This is a genomic window from Spongiibacter sp. C9W, assembly GCF_057370015.1.
In genome coordinates this window covers 1,223,345-1,242,077 of record NZ_CM170672.1, presented here as the reverse complement: position 1 = coordinate 1,242,077, position 18,733 = coordinate 1,223,345, and the positions used below count along the sequence as shown (strand labels likewise).

Sequence of the window (18,733 nt, the reverse complement as noted above, 5' to 3'; positions counted from 1 at the left end):
TAATGGCGGGTTAAGGTTGTTTGGGGTATTCGCTTAGGTCGATGACCGAGCGCATTTCGCGCCATATGATACTGCTTAGCCACTTAAGTGGGACGAAGCGCGCGCCCAACCAGGTTTTGCCCGACCCGTTGCCGTACACCAGGCGCGGCTGGTTGCGGCGAATACAGGTGATGAGTTTGGCGGCAATTGCCTCCGGTTTGGTACTGAGGAAGTGGTCGGAGAAAGCGCGGCTGCGATCCTGGCGCGCAATATTTGTGTCGATGCCGCCCGGGTGCACGAGGTGGACTTGAATGGGGCTGGTATGCAGTTCCGCCATCAGTGCTTCGGTGTAGCCGCGCACTGCAAATTTACTGCCGCAGTAGTCACTGTGATTCGGGGTGCCCACCAAACCGAAGATGCTGGAAATATTGACAATGGCGCCTTCATTATTGGCCTGTAGGTGGGGGAGAAAGGCCTGACAGCCGTGGATAACGCCGAAGTAGTTCACATCCATTACACGGCGATAGTCACTAAGGTCTGTTGCCCAGGTTGGTTTGGCGCTGCCTTCGATGCCGGCGTTATTGATAACAATATGTGCCGGCCCCAATTGACGTTTCACCGCGTCGGCAAAATCCGTCATGGCGGCAGGGTCGCTGACGTCTACGCCCTGATGAAAGACATCTGCCGAGTTGGTGTCTAGCTGCGCCACGGTCTCGGTCAGGCCGTCGCTGTCGAGGTCACACAGTGCGAGTTTGCAACCTTTAGCGGAGAAGGCATGGGCGTAGGCGCGACCCATACCCGAGCCGGCCCCCGTGATTACAACAACTTTGTTAATCAGGTTTTTCATTATTTTGCCTAGGAAAGTTGGTGGTCGTTGGGGCGGAAATTCCGTGTCCAGCGCCGATAGGTGAAACTGAAGCCCGGGAACATGGCGATGACATGGCCACTTTTGCTCTGATACCAGCTGTTGCAGCCGCCGGACTTCCACACGGTGCGCTCCATTTCGCTGTGGATGTGCTCGGTGTAGCGCTTCTCTGCGTCGCGATTGACCTCAATAGTCTTACTATTGCTGCGTTGAACCGCGCGAATGCTGTTCATGATGTAGTCCATCTGCGCCTCGATGATCACGATGGCCGAGGTGTGGCCGATGCCGGTATTCGGTCCTGTCACCACAAATAAATTCGGGAAGCCGGGCATACTGGTGCCCAAGTACGCCCGTGGGAACTCCGCCCATGCCGACTGCAAGGTTTGGCCGCCGCGGCCTTCAACGGAGTATGAGATAACACCGTCGGTGGCATCGTAGCCGGTGGAGTAGACGATCAAGTCCAGATCCAGGTCTTGGCCCTGCTGAGTGCGAATGCCGCGCTCGGTAATCTCGGCAATGCCGTCTTCGCTGCTGTGAAGCGTGACGTTATCGCGGCAGTAGGCGGGGTAGAGGGTATCTGACAAGATGATACGTTTGCAGCCGATGGTGTAGTCCGGTGTTACTTTAGCGCGCAGCTCAGGGTCGGCAATCTGTTTGTTAATGTGCTTGAGGGCGCGGCGTTTGGCGAGAATATTCAGCATGGCTTCGGAGTATTTAAAGCCAATAACGCGGCTCTCCAGTGCCCAATAAACGGCTTGGCGAAGTAGCTTGTACGCCCAGCGGCGCCGCAGAATCGCGCGTTGCCAAGGTTTGAATCGATAGTCTGGGCGTGGAATCACCCAGTGGGGACTGCGTTGGAAGACATGCAATTGCGCAACGTCTTCTGCGATAGCGGGAATCACTTGTGCAGCACTGGCGCCACTGCCAATAATCGCCACCTTTTTACCGCGGTAGTCGTAATTGTGATCCCAATTATTTGTGTGGAAGCTGTGCCCCTGGAAGCGCTCGCGACCTTTGAAAGCCGGAATAACCGGGGTGCTTAGCGGGCCAGAGGCATTAATGATAAATTGCGCGAGAAAGCGGCGGCCGTCCTCACAACTCACCTGCCACTGTTGTGACGCTTCCTGCCAGCGAATACTGCTGACATTGCAGCCAGTGCGTGTTTTCTCTCTGAGACGGTGTTTATCGATGACGTGATTGGTATAGCGTTGTAGCTCGTCACCGTCGGCAAACATTTGTGACCAGTCATAGGGCTCTGATGCGATGGAGTAGAGCGCTGATTGCACATCTACCGCGGCGCCGGGGTAGGTATTCTGGCACCAGGTGCCGCCCATAAAGTCGCGTCGTTCGAGGATGACGTAGTCATCGATACCATTTTTCTTCAGGTTTATTGCCGCGCACTGCCCCCCGAAGCCACTGCCAATAATCACAACCTGATGGCGGCTTGCCTGCTGTTGTTCACTCATCGTTGTTTTTCCTATCTGTGAGCAGCCCATTTGGCTTCATCTGATGACAAGTGTCTTCACTTTACTTTTGACGACGCGTGATGTCAAATTGCTGTCATGGCAAATGACAGTGTGAAAACCGTCGCTGAAAATGCGACCAGTGGCCGGGTATACGGCGGTGTAAAGGCGGAGGAGAGGCGGGCTGCTCGGCGGCAGCAATTCCTTGAGGCAGGATTAGAAATCTTTGGCACAGAGGGTTTTCGCGCTGCGACGGTGCGCAAATTGTGCCGCCAAGCAAAATTAACCGATCGCTACTTTTACGAAAGTTTTGACAATTTACAGACGCTATTAACCGAAGTGTACGAGCTTCATATGGGGCAGATACGCCAGCGCATTTACGACAGTGTGATGGATGCGCCGCCTGGCATGTCGGTAAGGCAGCTTGTTGAGCGAATGCTGGAAGCCTACTTCACCGCGCTGGAAGATCCCCGCGTCGCGCGCGTATGTATGGTGGAGTTAGAGGGAATCAGCCCTGAAGTTGAGCAGTTGTACCACGGTTACATAATGTCTTTTTCAGACTTGATTCTGGAGCTGGCACGTTACGTCTATCCTCAGTGGCAGCTCGACGATGAGGAGGCACTGATGCTGGGTATGTCGTTGGTTGGCGCCATGCGGCAGGCGGCAACGCACTGGTTGCGCAGCGACTATGCCATTGCAAAAGGGACCGTGGTGCGCGCTGCGGTGCGTTTAGTGATGGGGCTTATCGAAAATATTGCTGCCGAGCAGACTAGCCCACACCGCGATGCATAGCATCGACTTCATCTTGCATTCGATGCCATTGGTTTATCAGTAGCTCGCGTCGGCCGGCGTCGTCGGCAGGAATGCTACTTGCGGGTATGCGCCAAAACTTGAGTTTAACGGTGGTATCCATCCAGCCGCCGTTGAACAAACTGGCGAAGCTGGATGACTTCTCGAAGCCGCTATGTGCAAAAAACACGAGGTCTTTGTCCGGGGCGCCGGCCATCAGTGCCAGTGCGCCGGCAGGCCGAATAGGCAAGAGGTGGGTCCACTGCTCGGCATTTCGCAGGGCTTTCTGATCGTTCTTTTTTTGAAAGGACTCAAGCAGCCGCTGGCGCTTGGCCGTCGAAAACCGCGTTCCTTCCATATAAATAATCAGCGTCTCTTGCTCGGAGGCGGTGGCGGCCAGGGTGCTCAGAGCGCTGAGTTCTGGCCCCATGTCCTCGGCTACGCGGTTTAGGAACACGTTGGGTAGGCGGTTACCCACGATATCCAGGCAGGGATCCATGAGCAGCTCGCGTTTTAAAACATAGCGCACGCGAAAAGCCTTCGGTATGGCGTAGAAAGACATGGGCAATACCGTGTCGCCAATACTTGTGTGCCGTGGCAGCAGTATCGCGGCGTTACCTTCCAGGGCCTCTTGGCCGGTGACTTCAAAATGCAGGCGAAACAGGCGTTCTGCGCCGCGTCGCAAGGTGTCTGCCCACCAGTATTGCAGCGCGCTATTGGCGCGTAAGTAGCCCTCGGACTCGGTGTTCGCGGTTATGGCGTAGCGCAACCACAGCCAAGTGCTGGCGAGAATGCCCGCGACCTCGCAGAAGAGGAACAGGCTGATAAATGTAAGGCAACGCAGGCCCGACCGGCTTGCGGGAAAGCCCCATCCAAGTAGCCAAAAGAGCGGCACCCAAATAACGGCGGTGGAGAGCATAAGCGCGGCGAGAGTCGTGATAAGCAAAATGGAGAGGAGCCGGCGGGGAAGGGTGTGTTGGCTAAGCCAGGAAACCAAAGTCAGATCCTCTCTGTGATACAAATTGCAAAACTGTGTAGTACGCAGTATAGGCAATGCTGGATCTTGTTGGCAGTTGGCTTAACTGGCGGCGCGTACACACTCCAATATACCGTAGTCGTATTCGCCGCCAAGAGCCTCGTAGATCGGCTTAAGGCGCTTGTCTTCGCTGTGTTCGAAGGCAAAGCGAATTTCCTGCAGCTCGGCCTCGTCGAGGGCGACCACGTCAGCGAGCTCCAATTCGCCCTCGCGGATCGCCTTTGCCAGGTGGCGGTATACGGTCGCGACGGTAAGCTCTCTGCGGTGGGCAATTTCCAGCGGGGTCATACCCTGACAGAGCAGCAGCACAGTCTCTGCATTGCTGTCACCGGATTGAGGTTGGCTGCCAATATTCTCGTGAATAACCTCGAGAAAACTGTCTCCGTAGGCGTCGAGCTTGCGCTCGCCAATCCCGGAGATAAGTGCGAGTTGCTCGCGGTTTTGCGGCTGCCTCTCCGCCATTTCAGCCAGTGTCGCATCGTGAAAGATTACATAGGCGGGAACGCCCTGCTCGTCGGCCAGTTGTTTGCGGTGAGCGCGCAGAGCCTCCCACAGTTGACTGTGGGCGGTATTGGCGAAGTTGCTGGAGCGTGTTTTACCGGCGCTCACCTTCGCCAACTTGCGCAAGGTTAAGGTTTGCTCGCCGCGCAGAATCGGTCTGGCACTTTGGCTGAGCTGCACGCTGCCATGGCCATCCAGGTCTACGCTCAGCAGGCGCCTGGCGATAAGCTGGCGAAACAGGCCCCGCCATTGGCTAGTATTCAGTTCCTTGCCAATACCGAAAACCGTGAGTTTGTCGTGCCCGAATTGCTGAATGCGGCTATTGGCCTTACCTTGCAAAACGTCTACCAGATAATTGACACCAAAGCGCTGGCCGGTTCGGTAGGCGCAAGATAGTGCCTTCTGCGCAGCGACGGTGGCATCCCATGTTTCCGGTGGCGATAGGCAGTTGTCGCAATTGCCGCAGGGCTTGTCCAGCCTGTCGCCAAAATAGTGCAGCAGGGCCTGCCGCCGACAGCTTTCCTGTTCGCAAAGCCCAAGCATGGCATCTAATTTGTGTCGCTCTATGCGTTTGTAGCTGTCATCGGCGTCGGAGCTTTCCTGCATTTGACGCAGCGTGATGACATCCTGCAGGCCGTAGAGCATCCAGGCGTCAGAGGGTAAGCCATCGCGCCCGGCGCGGCCGGTTTCCTGGTAATAGGCCTCGATGCTTTTTGGCAGGTTAAGGTGGGCAACAAACCTCACGTCGGGCTTGTCGATACCCATGCCAAACGCAATGGTGGCCACGATAATTATGCCGTCTTCGCGTAAAAATCGGCTTTGGTTTTGTTGGCGAGTCTCGTTGGAGAGACCCGCATGATAGGGCAGCGCCCTAAGCCCCTTCTCGCTGAGCCACTTTGCGGTGTCGTCGACACGTTTGCGTGATAAGCAGTAGACAATGCCGGCCTCGCCGTCGTGTTCATTGCGTATAAAGCGCAGCAATTGTTCGCGGGCATTGCCATTATTTTCAGCGATGCGGTAGCGGATATTCGGGCGGTCAAAACCGTTGTTGAAGACGCGTGCCTGCTCTAAGCCGAGACGCTGAATAATTTCCTGTTGGGTGCGCTCGTCGGCCGTTGCAGTTAAGGCGATGTGCGGCACGTCGGGGAAATGCTGATGAAGGATTGAAAGCTGGATGTACTCGGGGCGGAAGTCGTGCCCCCATTGGGATACACAGTGTGCTTCATCGATGGCGAATAAGGCGATATGCACTTGCGAAAGCAAACGCTGCATTCGCGGCATCATCAACCGCTCTGGGGCGATGTAAAGTAGGTCGAGCTCGCCGCGTGTTAACTGCTGCTCGACTTCGCGTACGGCCATACCGTCTAGTGCAGAGTTCAGGCAGGCCGCGCGAATGCCATTTTGCTGCAGGGCATCAACTTGGTCCTGCATCAGCGCAATTAATGGCGAGATCACGATAGCCGTGCCGTTGCGGATCAATGCCGGGATTTGAAAGCACAGTGACTTACCGCCGCCTGTGGGCATTAACACCAGCGCATCACCGCCGTCGATCAGTTGCTCAACAATCTCTGCTTGGTGGTTGCGAAAGTCCGAATAACCGAATACCGATTGCAATACCTGTCGAGCATTGTCCTGAGTGCTTAGGGTGGTGTCTGTCATTACCACATCAGGTCGTCAGGGATTTGGTAATCGGCGTAGGGATCGTCTTCCTCGGGCTGGTCCGCAGGTTTGTCATTGTGCAGAACGATCACGCTGGCATCGCGTTGTTTGATTTTATCAGCGATGACGGCAGGCACGAGCTCAAAGCTGTCTCGGACTTTGACGATGGCAAGCAGGCCTTTTACCAGTTGCTCCTGTAGAGCATTGGTGACGTAAATGCGCTTGATCTTCTTACCATCGGTAAATTGGAAGGCGATATCACCCTGTTTGCGATCGATCTTATTGATGTCGACTAACTGCAAAATCTGCGCATAAATAGCCTTTTTCTCCACTTCGGCTTGGCGCTGGCGATTTATCTCGCGGTCGCGCTCGGCCTTTTCTGCCAGTGCACGTTGCGCGGCGAGCTTGCCCTCATCGACCTGAGGCTTACCCTTGTTGGCTTTTTTGGCCTTGCGCTGCTCCTGCTTAATTTTTTTGGCTTTCTTTTCGTCGGCGATGCCTGCCTTAAGTAGCTGTTCTTGCAGCGATGCCATGCTGGGCCTCAAGCGTTGGGTAAAGAGGGCGATATTCTATCCTGTATTGCGCCGTGCTTCGAACACCCTATACGTGTAATCCTGCGACGTAACCCGAAGACCAGGCCCATTGAAAGTTAAAACCACCCAGCCAGCCGGTGACATCGAGAACTTCGCCGACAAAGTACAACCCAGGCTGTGACGTCGCCTCCATGGTTTTGGAACTGATGCCATCGGTATCCACGCCACCCAGGGTGACTTCTGCTGTCCGGTAGCCCTCGGTTGCCGAGGGTTTGACGACCCAGTTATTCAGCTGTGCGGCGATGCGGCGTAGCAATTTCTCACTGAGCCCAGCCATAGGGGTATCGGCGTGCTCTGGCCACCAAAGGGTCTGGCATTCCTGCACCAAGCCTTTCGCCAAGCGTTGCCCCAGGACACTGCGCAATAGCGATTTAGGCTGCTGTGACTTCGCCTCAATGAGCCATTGCTCGGCGTTGATATCCGGCAGCAGGTCGATGTGAAGGGCGTCACCGGGGTGCCAATAGTTGGAGATTTGTAGCATCACCGGTCCGCTTAGGCCGCGGTGAGTGAAAAGCAAATTTTCGCGAAAGGTCTGGTCATTACACGTTGCTGAGACATCAACAGCCAGGCCTGCCAAGCGTTCGCACAGCGCTTTGCTCTGGTCGCTAAACATAAAGGGCACCAGGCCCGCTCTGCGCGGCGTCACGCCAAGGCCAAATTGCTCGGCGAGTTGATAACCGACGCCACTGCCACCCAGGGTGGGTATGGAAAGCCCGCCCGTTGCCACAACAAGTGACTGGCAGTGCAGAGAAAGAGCGCTGGTATCCTTGCGGATGTGCAATTGGTAGCCCGCGCGCGCCTCTAGCGCTTGAACGCCCTCCAGCTCGATCTTGCAGCGAATCTCAACACCCGCTTGCGAACATTCCTCAAGAAGCATGTTCAGGATATCTTTGGCAGAGTTCAGGCAAAAAAGCTGGCTGTGTTTGCGCTCCTCATAGGCGATGCCATAACGCTCGACCATGCCGATAAAGTCCCAGGCGCCGTAGCGTTTTAGGGCCGACTTACAGAAGTGCCGATTCTCTGAAATGAAGTTGTTTGCATCGACGAAGTAATTGGTGAAATTGCAGCGGCCGCCGCCGGACATTAGGATTTTTTTGCCGACCTTGTTTGCGCGTTCAAGCACCAATACACGGCGTCCGCGCTGGGCGGCTGTGAAAGCGCAAAGCAGGCCCGAGGCGCCACCGCCAAGGACGATAACATCGTAATTTTGCGCGTTTTGCATAATTGCTGAGAGGCCGTTGAAAACGCTGAATTATCGCAGATATCGGCGATGATTGGGGGCCATTTTCGAATTATCCGCTGGCGGCTTGCGCGCGGACTTTACGTATAGTCAGTCGCTTGATTTTTAACCACACTCGTCAAGAAAGTATTGCTACTGCTTTCCCTGAAACACCAATATAAATAATCAGGACGCATTGTCATGGCCCCCTCAGCACCCAGCAGAGATCAGTTGCTGCAGACCCTTGCGGCGATAGAAGAGTCTCAGGCCGTCATAGAGTTTGACCCCGACGGCAATATTCTAAGAGCCAATCAGAATTTCTTAGACGTATCCGGTTACAGTAGCGACGAGCTGAAGGGCTCGCACCATCGGGTATTTGTCAGCGCCGACTATGCTGCCTCGCAGGAATACCGTGCATTCTGGCAGTCACTTCGCGGCGGCCAGTCGCAGAGCGGGGAGTTTTGCCGCTACGACAAGCATGGTTCAGTATTCTGGATTCAGGCCTCGTATAACCCGGTTCTTGATGACGAGGGGCACGTTACGCGCATTATTAAAGTCGCGAGCGATATTACCCGGCAGAAGGCGCTCGACCTCGACTATTTGGGGCAGATTACGGCGATCAATGCCAGCCAGGCAGTCATTCAGTTTGACCCCAGTGGCACTATCCTTGATGCCAACCCTTTATTTCTGCAAACGATGGGCTACCAGCTTGACGAGATACAAGGCCAGCATCACTCGCTGTTCGTTTCGCCTGAAACGCGGAATTCTGGCGACTATGCACTGTTTTGGCAGTCCTTGGCTCGCGGTGAGGCGCAGGTAGGTGAATATCGACGCATTGCCAAGGGTGGCCGAGTCGTGTGGATTCAAGCCTCCTATACGCCAATCAGAGATGTTCAAGGTGATGTGGTGAAGGTGGTGAAATACGCCACTGATATCACTGAGCAAAAAATGCTGCATGCCGATTTTAAAGGTCAGATCGATGCAATTAACTCAGTGCAGGCAGTTATCCATTTTGATGTCGACGGAACGATAATTGATGCCAATGACAACTTTCTTTCGGTGATGGGCTATCGCCTTGACGAGGTGGTTGGCAAGCACCACGGCATATTTGTTGACCCGGCTTTCCGAGCCGGTCAGGAGTACCGGCAATTCTGGCTCGACTTGGCTGAGGGGCAGGCGAAACTTGGCGAGTTTTGCAGGCTCAATAAACGCGGTGACGATGTTTGGATTCAGGCGTCCTATACACCGATTCGCGATGTCGATGGCAAGGTATTCAAAATAGTGAAATATGCCAGTGACATCACTCAACAAAAGCGGGTGAATGCCGATTATCAGGGGCAAATCGAGGGTATTTCTGCGAGTCAGGCAGTTATCGAATTTGAAGTCGATGGCACGATCTTGTCGGCAAATGACAATTTTCTTCAGGCGATGGGGTATTCGCTGGAGGAAATAAAAGGCCGGCATCATCGGCTTTTTGTTGATGGCGAGTACGCCAAATCGGCAGATTACGCGCAGTTCTGGCGTTCTCTGGCGCAGGGTCAAGCCCGCGTTGGTGAATTCAAGCGCTTGGCGAAGGGCGGCCGTGAGATATGGATACAAGCGTCTTATACGCCGATAAAAGACCTGCGGGGGCGCGTTTTCAAGGTTGTGAAATATGCGACGGATATCACCGAGCGCAAACAGGCAATGTCAGAGGTTGCGCGACTGATCGACGCCGCCCGTCAAGGTTATCTTGATGACCGAGCGACCTTAGATGGCTTCCAGGGTGATAGCTTAGAGTTGTTGTCGAGTATTAACTTTATGCTCGATGCCATAACGCTGCCGATCAATGAGGTGGCAGACGTGATGCAAGCCGTGGCGAGCAACCAGCTTACGCGCAGGGTGAAGAGCGACTTTAAGGGGCGCTTTGGTGAACTGAAGGGCTACGTGAATTCGGCGGTTTCCCAGCTGCGAAGCTCGCTCAGCCACGTATCGGTGGCGTCGGAACAGGTGTCGTCTGCCGCAGGATTGATTGCATCGAGTAGTCACTCGGTGGCCATTGGCGCGTCGCAGCAGGCGGCCTCCCTTGAGGAAACCGGGCGCTCCTTAGAGAGCCTCAGTGAGGAAACGCGCAAGAATGTGGATAGCACGCGATTGGCCAAAGACCGGGCGGCGCAGACCCAGGGGCTTGCTGAGCGAGGCAGCGAGACGATGGAGAAGATGCTGGCGGCGATGACGCGAATTAAAAGTGCGACGCAAGATACCCAGGACATTATCAGCGATATCAACGAGATTGCTTTCCAAACCAACTTGCTGGCTCTAAATGCGGCGGTTGAAGCTGCTCGGGCGGGAGAGGCAGGCCGCAGTTTTGCAGTGGTTGCGGAAGAAGTGAGGAACCTGGCGCTTCGCGCGAAGACCGCTGCAGATAAAACGCAGTCATTGATTGCGCAAAGCGCCGAATCTGCGGAGGACGGCGGCGCGCTGTCGAGTGAGGTCAATAGCGGTTTTTCAGACATTATTTCGGCCATTGGGCAGGTGACCGAGCTGGTGAATGAAATATTCAGCTCCAGTGAGATTCAGGCGAAGGGCATTGATGAAATCACCAAGGCAATGGCGGCAATGGATAAGGTTGTGCAATCAGCCGCTGCGGACTCTGAGGAATCTTCCAGTGCTGCCGAGGAGTTGGCTGCTCAAGCGGAAGAGCTCAATAACATGGTTGGCGATTTCGATTTGGGGAGCGCGGTTGGCACCAGCGATCAGAGAGCGGCGATGAATACGCCGCGCTGACATCAACGCGATTACCAAAGCATGCAACAAAAAAGGGCGCCTGTAGGCGCCCTTTTGTCTAAGCCTTAAAAGTGTTTAGACAATTTTCTTCATCGCCGTCATGTAGCTACGCAATTTCTGACCAACGACCTCAACAGGGTGGTTGCGAATTTCTGCGTTAACCGCGATCAGCTCAGCGTTATCAACACCGCCGTCTTTGACGTTAAGGCCTTTGCCGATAACATCGGTAGAGACCTTGCTCATAAAGTCTTGCAGCAATGGGCGGCAAGCGTGGTCGAACAGGTAGCAGCCGTATTCTGCGGTATCAGAAATAACCACGTTCATCTCATACAGTTTGCGACGCGCGATAGTGTTAGCGATCAGCGGCGTTTCATGCAGCGACTCGTAGTAGGCTGACTCGGGCTTCATGCCAGCGGCAACCATGCACTCGAAGGCTAGCTCAACACCGGCTTTAACCATTGCCACAAGCAGAATGCCGTTGTCGTAGAACTCTTGCTCACTGATTTCCATATCGCCAGAGGGCGTCTTTTCAAACGCGGTTTCAGCGGTAGCGGCGCGCCAGTTCAGCAGGTTTTTGTCGTCGTTAGCCCAGTCTTCCATCATGGTTTTCGAGAAGTGACCGCTGATGATGTCGTCTTGGTGCTTCTCGTACAGCGGACGCATGATGTCTTTCAGCTCATCGGCCAAATCGAACGCTTTGATTTTGGCGGGGTTGCTGAGGCGATCCATCATATTGGTGATGCCGCCGTGTTTCAGGCCTTCGGTAACGGTTTCCCAGCCGTACTGAATCAGCTTTGAGGCGTAGCCGGGCTCAATGCCTTCTGCAACCATTTTGTCGAAGCACAGGATCGCGCCGGTTTGCAGCATGCCGCACAAGATGGTTTGCTCGCCCATCAGGTCAGACTTAACTTCGGCAATTGGCGAGGACTCCAATACGCCAGCGCGGTCGCCGCCAGTACCGGATGCCAGCGCTTTGGCAATGGCCATGCCTTCGCCTTTGGGGTCGTTTTCGCGGTGAACAGCGATGAGCGTCGGTACACCAAAGCCGCGCTTGTACTCTTCGCGAACCTCGGTGCCTGGGCATTTCGGGCAGCACATAACAACGGTGATGTCTTTGCGGATCTGCATACCTTCTTCAACGAGGTTGAAGCCGTGCGCGTAGTCGAGGCAAGCGCCTTCTTTCATCAGCGGCATTACCGCGTTGACCACAGGGGTGTGCTGCTTATCTGGGGTCAGGTTCATCACCACGTCAGCGGTGGGGATCAACTCTTCGTAAGTGCCGACGGTAAAACCGTTCTCGGTTGCATTTTTCCAGCTTTGGCGTTTTTCCTCGATCGCGCTTGCGCGCAGGGCATAGGATACGTCGAGGCCAGAGTCGCGCAGGTTCAGACCCTGGTTCAAGCCCTGGGCGCCGCAGCCAACAATCACGATTTTCTTACCTTTCAGGTAGTTGCAGCCATCTGCAAACTCGCTGCGATCCATAAAACGGCATTTACCCAGCTCTTCGAGCTGCAGGCGCAACGGCAAGCTGTTGAAGTAGTTCTGACCCATGGTGAGGCTCCTGATATGTGCTCGTGTAGTAAAGGGGTTTTAGTGGGAGGCACTCTAGCAAGTCTTTATTGTTGCGTAAATTGATATATAGTGGAAACTGTGTTGCATTTTTCGAGACTAAAGCCGCCGTGAAAACCAAAGAGCTGGAGATCTATATTCACCTGAGCCAGTCGCTGCACTTTGGCAAAACGAGTGAGGCAATGCATCTCAGCGTTTCAGCCGTCAGCCGGGCGATACAGCGCTTGGAGGACGAAGCCGGCGTGGTTTTGTTTGAGCGGGATCGGCGCAGTGTCAGATTAACACCGGCCGGCAGAGAGTTCTTGCGCTACGCTGAGCAGGCAGTGTTGAGTTGGCGCTCGCTTTCTCAGCGTCTGCGGCAACAAGGAGAATCTCTGCAGGGGGAGGTCAGTCTGTTCTGTTCGGTGACCGCGGCCTACAGCGTGCTCAGTACGATTTTGGAGACGTTTCGTCAGCGCTACCCCGGCATTGACCTCAAACTGCATACCGGCGATCAAGCTGATGCCGTTGACCGGATCGCTGATGGCGGCGAAGACCTCGGAATTACTGTTCGCCCGCCGCAATTACCTAGTCGGCTCGACTACTTACCGCTGAGCCGGTCTTCACTGCAGTTGCTGGTGCCGAATATTCCCTGCGCCCTCAGTGAGCAAATTGCTGGCCACGGTGGGGAGTTCAGCGCGTCCCTGCTCAATACACTACCTTTTATTCTTCCTGAGCGGGGCGTCGCACGAAGCCTGATCGAGCAGTGGTTTCGCCGCCAGCGCCTGCGGCCGAATGTCTACGCGCAAGTGAGTGGTCACGAGGCGATTGTCAGTGCGGTGGGCTTGGGTTTGGGAATTGGTGTCGTGCCCGACTTGGTGCTCGATACGTCCTTTTTGCGCGACAAGGTGCGCGTGGTGACAATATTGCCTGAGCTGCCGAGTATGGACATCGGCGTGGTGGTGCGGCAACAGCGTCTGGCCGACCCGCTGGTAAAAGCATTTTGGGACTGTGCGCAGTCATCGTACCGCAGCACTATTTAATTTATCATGCACGCTTAATTGCTGTTTGAACGGATAAGGACACTATGGCTGACGAACAAACCGGAAAGAAGTCGATGCCGGCCTTTGATAAAGAGGCGCTACTGCTGATTGACGACCATGAAGAGGAAGTCTCCGTCGACGGCAAAACGGTGCGTAAGCGTGGCATTTATTTGCTGCCGAATTTGTTTACAACCGCGGCGCTGTTTTCGGGGTTCTTCGCCATTGTTTCGGCAATGAATGGCCGCTTTGAAGCGGCTGCGATGGCAATATTCGTGGCCATGGTTTTCGATGGCCTCGACGGTCGGGTGGCGCGCTTGATGAATGCGCAGAGCAAGTTTGGCGCGGAATACGACAGCCTTGCCGATATGGTGTCTTTCGGTGTTGCCCCGGCGCTGGTTGTTTTTAGCTGGGGCGTATCGGAACTCGGCAAGTTCGGCTGGGCAGTCGCCTTCGTCTATGTATCTTGTGCGGCGCTGCGGCTAGCGCGTTTTAATACCCAAATTGATACCGCCGACAAAAACTACTTCACTGGCCTGGCAAGTCCGGCTGCAGCGGCCGTTATGGCGGGGGTGGTCTGGGTTTCTGCCGAGGAGGGCTGGATCGGCGCGGCGCTGCCCATTGAGTTAGCGGCGGTTGTCGGTGTGTTAATGGCCGTCGTTGGTATGTTGATGATTATGAACGTCCGCTATAACAGCTTCAAAGGCATCGATTTCCGCGGACGCGTTCCCTTTGTAGTGATGATATTGGTTGTGCTGGCCTTCGGCCTGGTTTCGGTCGACCCCGCGCGGATACTTCTGGGGATTGTCTTGCTCTATGCCTTGTCCGGTCCCGTACAAGCGATTTATCGACGAGTAAAAGCGCCAAAAGTGTAACGCTGGCGCTGTGGCTGCGTCGTATCACTAGTTATGGTTGAGGAGTGCGACGATGCTGATAAAAAAGCCGGATGATATTGCAAGCAGCGAAATTACCCCGGAGGCGGTCTACCTCCGCCGCAGAGAGTTTATGCAGGGGGCTGCAGCCATTGCGGCAATGGCCGTGGCGCCGGTGACGTTTTCTGCGCCTTCGCCGCTGCCGCACACGCCGGTGGACGCGCGGGCGGACAATCCTTTCTATACAGGCGAGGCGCAGACGCCGTTCTCAGATGCCAGCCGGTACAACAATTTCTACGAGTTCGGCACCGATAAATCTGACCCTGCTAAATACGCCAGCGCACTGACAGTCGACCCGTGGTCAATCGACGTTGAGGGCGAGGTTGATAAACCGGGCAAGTATGCACTGGAAGACATTTTAAAGAGTGTCGACATAGAGGAGCGGGTATACCGCTTGCGCTGTGTAGAAGCATGGTCAATGGTCATTCCCTGGCTTGGTTTTCCCCTCAGTGACTTAATCAAACAGTGGCAGCCAACAAGTAAAGCCAAATATATCCAGTTTGAAACCCTGTATCGCCCCTCTGAAATGCGCGGACAGCGCTCTGCGTTCTCAACCATCGATTGGCCGTATATTGAGGGCTTGCGGATGGATGAGGCCATGCACCCCCTCACATTAATGAGTGTGGGAATGTATGGCAGAGAGTTGCCAAATCAAAATGGCGCGCCAATTCGCTTGGTGGTGCCGTGGAAGTACGGGTTTAAGAGTATTAAGTCGATCGTAAAAATTCGTTTTACCGAGCGTCAGCCCAAAACCAGCTGGCAGGGTATTGCGCCGCGCGAGTACGGCTTCTACGCCAATGTGAACCCCAAGGTGGATCATCCGCGCTGGAGTCAGCGCTATGAGCGACGCCTGCCCAGCAGCTTGTTGTCTCCCAACCGCATTCGCACGCAAATGTTCAATGGCTACGAAGAGCAGGTCGCCAGTTTGTACAAAGGTATGAACCTGCGGCGCTACTACTGAAGGTTGGCTTGATGGCTGATGTGACAGAAAAGGCCCGGCAACCGTTTGGGATGGGGTGGGGTAAGCCCCTGGTGTTCGTGCTATGCCTGCTGCCGCTCGCTGCGGTGGTTTATGGTGCCGTCCTTGGTGACTTGGGGCCCGATCCGGTTAAAGCGTTAATAGTGATGACCGGTGACTGGGCGATCCGTGCCCTGCTGGTGGTTTTTTCAGTTTCCGCGCTACGCAGTTGGTTGGGGTGGTCGCGGTTGCTCCGGTTTCGACGTATGTTAGGCTTATTTGCCGGCTTCTATGCCAGTCTTCACATACTGGTTGTTGCCACCTACCTGTTCGCATGGGACTGGACCATTGTTTTGGAAGAGCTTAGCGAACGCCCCTACATCATCGCCGGCTTCGCAGCTTGGCTACTAATGCTGCCAATGGTAGTCACCTCTAACAACTATTCGGTTCGTCGCTTTGGGCGCCGTTGGCGTCAACTTCACCAGCTTATGTATCCGGTAATGGGCTTGGCGTGGCTGCATGTTGTTTGGCAGGTTCGCTCTAGCTATCTAGAGGCCCTGATTTATGGCCTGCTTATCGTAGTATTGGCCCTGCCGCGTCTACGGCGCTTCCAGCTCGCGCGCTAATCTGCTCAAGAGCTGATCAACCTGCTGCTGTTTTGACCGTTAATTGCTGTTGTTTTGATCGATTGTCATTTTTTTGTAATTAGTTTGTTGCGGTGTGTTGACTCTGGGGTTTGGGTCTCTATAATGCGCCACCTCGCTTACGGAGACGGGCCTTTCGGGAAGTTTGGAAGGTGGTGTTGCTGAGGTTTGCGAGGGTGGTTTCAAGGTGCTTTTGAGGCGGTTTAAAAACTTTTTCAAAAAGCGGTTGACTCTACCAGGGGCGGCTCTATAATGCGCTCCCTCGCTTACGGAGACGGGCTTTCAGCTGAGGTTGGAAGTGCTGGTTGAAGAGGTAAGCGAAACGGCAAAACGGCTTTTGAAAACGCTTTAAAAACTTTTCAAAAAACGCTTGCCAAACAGGACGAAGTATTTATAATACGCGTCCTCGCTTCGGGGATAACTTGAAGCGAATATCAAAGCCCTGGCGGTTTTGAGTTATTTAAAAAGATGAGATCAAGTAATTCGTGTGGGTACTTGTTGATGGATATTGCGACATTAAATATTCAGAGATAAGTAACTCGACAATTCAAATTTTGAAGAATCGATTAACACGTCTCTGAGCCGAGATTTTAGATGGTAAAGCAGGTTTTGCGTAACCATCTCATCATGCCTTTGGCTGATGTAAAAGATTGAACTGAAGAGTTTGATCATGGCTCAGATTGAACGCTGGCGGCAGGCCTAACACATGCAAGTCGAACGCGAAAGCACTTCGGTGTGAGTAGAGTGGCGGACGGGTGAGTAACGCGTGGGAATCTACCTAGTAGTGGAGGATAACTCGGGGAAACTCGAGCTAATACTGCATACGCCCTACGGGGGAAAGCGGGGGATCTTCGGACCTCGCGCTATTGGATGAGCCCGCGTTAGATTAGCTTGTTGGTGAGGTAATGGCTCACCAAGGCGACGATCTATAGCTGGTCTGAGAGGATGATCAGCCACATTGGGACTGAGACACGGCCCAAACTCCTACGGGAGGCAGCAGTGGGGAATATTGCGCAATGGGCGAAAGCCTGACGCAGCCATGCCGCGTGTGTGAAGAAGGCCTTCGGGTTGTAAAGCACTTTCAATAGGGAGGAAAGGTTGTAGCTTAATACGTTGCAACTGTGACGTTACCTATAGAAGAAGCACCGGCTAACTCCGTGCCAGCAGCCGCGGTAATACGGAGGGTGCGAGCGTTAATCGGAATTACTGGGCGTAAAGCGCGCGTAGGCGGCTTCGTCAGTCAGATGTGAAAGCCCCGGGCTCAACCTGGGAACTGCATTTGATACTGCGGAGCTAGAGTATGGTAGAGGATAGTGGAATTCCAGGTGTAGCGGTGAAATGCGTAGATATCTGGAGGAACATCAGTGGCGAAGGCGACTGTCTGGACCAATACTGACGCTGAGGTGCGAAAGCGTGGGGAGCAAACAGGATTAGATACCCTGGTAGTCCACGCCGTAAACGATGTCTACTAGCCGTTGGGGAACTTGATTCTTTAGTGGCGCAGCTAACGCACTAAGTAGACCGCCTGGGGAGTACGGCCGCAAGGTTAAAACTCAAATGAATTGACGGGGGCCCGCACAAGCGGTGGAGCATGTGGTTTAATTCGATGCAACGCGAAGAACCTTACCAGGTCTTGACATCCTGCGAATTTTCTAGAGATAGATTAGTGCCTTCGGGAACGCAGTGACAGGTGCTGCATGGCTGTCGTCAGCTCGTGTCGTGAGATGTTGGGTTAAGTCCCGTAACGAGCGCAACCCTTGTCCTTAGTTGCCATCAGGTAATGCTGGGAACTCTAAGGAGACTGCCGGTGACAAACCGGAGGAAGGTGGGGACGACGTCAAGTCATCATGGCCCTTACGACCTGGGCTACACACGTGCTACAATGGGCGGTACAGAGGGCTGCAAACTCGCGAGAGCAAGCCAATCCCTTAAAACCGTTCGTAGTCCGGATTGGAGTCTGCAACTCGACTCCATGAAGTCGGAATCGCTAGTAATCGCGAATCAGAATGTCGCGGTGAATACGTTCCCGGGCCTTGTACACACCGCCCGTCACACCATGGGAGTGGATTGCACCAGAAGTGGATAGTCTAACCTTCGGGAGGACGTTCACCACGGTGTGGTTCATGACTGGGGTGAAGTCGTAACAAGGTAGCCCTAGGGGAACCTGGGGCTGGATCACCTCCTTAACTTGAGCGCAAGAAGTTGGCAAGTGCTCACACGAATTACTTAGATCTCAATTGATTGAAAGCGATAATTTCACGGGCCACTGGGTTACGTGATAAAGCCCTCTGCATGAGAATGCAGAATTGCTTGATTCAGCTGTTGGTTGGCTGGATATGCAAGATTGGGTCTGTAGCTCAGGTGGTTAGAGCGCACCCCTGATAAGGGTGAGGTCGGAGGTTCAAGTCCTCCCAGACCCACCACTATCTCGCGGCAGTTACTGAAAAGTAAGCGGGGTAGAGTTGGGCATTGACATGGGGCTATAGCTCAGCTGGGAGAGCGCCTGCCTTGCACGCAGGAGGTCTGCGGTTCGATCCCGCATAGCTCCACCACTTCCCGCTTTGGGGAGGGTGACCAGATTATCGCCAAGAAGTCAGAAAGAAAAGCTTTTGCATGTATGTGAAGAGTTTTTGTTTCTGGTTTTTACAATCAGATGTTCTTTAACAAGGTAAATAAGCTGAAATAAAACACTGTTTTCTCAAGTGTTGTAATAATCCGGCGAAAACTGATTACGCAGCAAG

Annotated in this window: 13 protein-coding genes, 2 tRNA genes and 1 rRNA gene; 9 read left to right on the top strand and 7 right to left on the bottom strand. The window is 54.2% G+C overall.

The window, feature by feature from the left end; genetic code table 11:
- Window positions 1-10: 10 nt before the first annotated feature.
- Both AC2Q8J_RS05955 and AC2Q8J_RS05950 read right to left on the bottom strand, forming a co-directional pair.
- Window positions 11-826 (bottom strand): SDR family NAD(P)-dependent oxidoreductase, encoded by an 816-nt coding sequence (locus tag AC2Q8J_RS05955; RefSeq protein ID WP_486452384.1) that lies wholly within the window; start codon window positions 824-826, stop codon window positions 11-13.
- Between the two features lie 8 nt (window positions 827-834).
- Window positions 835-2,310, bottom strand: coding sequence for a flavin-containing monooxygenase (locus AC2Q8J_RS05950; protein ID WP_424142766.1), 1,476 nt, complete (start codon window positions 2,308-2,310; stop codon window positions 835-837).
- 96 nt (window positions 2,311-2,406) lie between these two features.
- Between AC2Q8J_RS05950 and AC2Q8J_RS05945 the strand changes: the two genes are divergently transcribed.
- A complete protein-coding gene (locus tag AC2Q8J_RS05945) occupies window positions 2,407-3,099 on the top strand; it encodes a TetR/AcrR family transcriptional regulator (RefSeq protein ID WP_486452383.1) in 693 nt (230 codons plus the stop codon).
- On the opposite strand, the gene AC2Q8J_RS05940 is transcribed toward AC2Q8J_RS05945, so the two are convergent.
- The 4 genes from AC2Q8J_RS05940 to AC2Q8J_RS05925 form a co-directional block, all read right to left on the bottom strand.
- Complete coding sequence (locus AC2Q8J_RS05940) at window positions 3,077-4,093, bottom strand: 1-acyl-sn-glycerol-3-phosphate acyltransferase (RefSeq protein WP_486452382.1); 1,017 nt, start codon at window positions 4,091-4,093, stop codon at window positions 3,077-3,079. The two genes, AC2Q8J_RS05945 and AC2Q8J_RS05940, sit on opposite strands and share 23 nt — an antisense overlap.
- A gap of 81 nt (window positions 4,094-4,174) precedes the next feature.
- Complete coding sequence (gene recQ, locus AC2Q8J_RS05935; RefSeq protein WP_486452381.1) at window positions 4,175-6,292, bottom strand: DNA helicase RecQ; 2,118 nt, start codon at window positions 6,290-6,292, stop codon at window positions 4,175-4,177.
- Complete coding sequence (locus tag AC2Q8J_RS05930) at window positions 6,292-6,825, bottom strand: DUF2058 domain-containing protein (RefSeq protein ID WP_486452380.1); 534 nt, start codon at window positions 6,823-6,825, stop codon at window positions 6,292-6,294. The genes recQ and AC2Q8J_RS05930 overlap by 1 nt, the downstream gene beginning before the upstream one ends.
- A gap of 67 nt (window positions 6,826-6,892) precedes the next feature.
- Window positions 6,893-8,107: a BaiN/RdsA family NAD(P)/FAD-dependent oxidoreductase gene (locus AC2Q8J_RS05925; RefSeq protein WP_424144239.1), complete on the bottom strand. Its 1,215-nt coding sequence runs from the start codon at window positions 8,105-8,107 to the stop codon at window positions 6,893-6,895.
- Window positions 8,108-8,305: 198 nt separating this feature from the next.
- Here AC2Q8J_RS05925 and AC2Q8J_RS05920 point away from each other — a divergent pair, with 198 nt between their 5' ends.
- Complete coding sequence (locus AC2Q8J_RS05920) at window positions 8,306-10,870, top strand: methyl-accepting chemotaxis protein (protein WP_486452379.1); 2,565 nt, start codon at window positions 8,306-8,308, stop codon at window positions 10,868-10,870.
- A gap of 75 nt (window positions 10,871-10,945) precedes the next feature.
- Here the strand turns inward: AC2Q8J_RS05920 and ilvC are convergent, their stop codons facing one another.
- A complete protein-coding gene (gene ilvC / locus AC2Q8J_RS05915) occupies window positions 10,946-12,421 on the bottom strand; it encodes a ketol-acid reductoisomerase (RefSeq protein ID WP_204995345.1) in 1,476 nt (491 codons plus the stop codon).
- 128 nt (window positions 12,422-12,549) lie between these two features.
- Between ilvC and ilvY the strand changes: the two genes are divergently transcribed.
- From ilvY to AC2Q8J_RS05880, 7 genes are all read left to right on the top strand, one after another.
- Entirely contained in the window at window positions 12,550-13,461 is a 912-nt protein-coding gene (ilvY, locus tag AC2Q8J_RS05910; protein WP_486452378.1) for an HTH-type transcriptional activator IlvY, read from the top strand.
- Window positions 13,462-13,505: 44 nt separating this feature from the next.
- Window positions 13,506-14,333 carry a CDP-diacylglycerol--serine O-phosphatidyltransferase gene (pssA, locus tag AC2Q8J_RS05905; protein WP_204995347.1) on the top strand — a complete coding sequence of 276 codons (828 nt, stop codon included), beginning with the start codon at window positions 13,506-13,508 and terminating at the stop codon, window positions 14,331-14,333.
- A gap of 52 nt (window positions 14,334-14,385) precedes the next feature.
- Entirely contained in the window at window positions 14,386-15,351 is a 966-nt protein-coding gene (msrP, locus tag AC2Q8J_RS05900; RefSeq protein ID WP_486452377.1) for a protein-methionine-sulfoxide reductase catalytic subunit MsrP, read from the top strand.
- Window positions 15,352-15,362: 11 nt separating this feature from the next.
- Window positions 15,363-15,974, top strand: a complete 612-nt coding sequence (locus tag AC2Q8J_RS05895; protein WP_486452376.1) for a protein-methionine-sulfoxide reductase heme-binding subunit MsrQ — start codon at window positions 15,363-15,365, stop codon at window positions 15,972-15,974.
- A 670-nt stretch (window positions 15,975-16,644) separates the two neighbouring features.
- Window positions 16,645-18,178: ribosomal RNA gene (locus AC2Q8J_RS05890) — 16S ribosomal RNA — on the top strand.
- Window positions 18,179-18,338: 160 nt separating this feature from the next.
- Window positions 18,339-18,415, top strand: a tRNA-Ile gene (locus AC2Q8J_RS05885).
- A 53-nt stretch (window positions 18,416-18,468) separates the two neighbouring features.
- Window positions 18,469-18,544, top strand: a tRNA-Ala gene (locus tag AC2Q8J_RS05880).
- Window positions 18,545-18,733 lie beyond the last annotated feature (189 nt).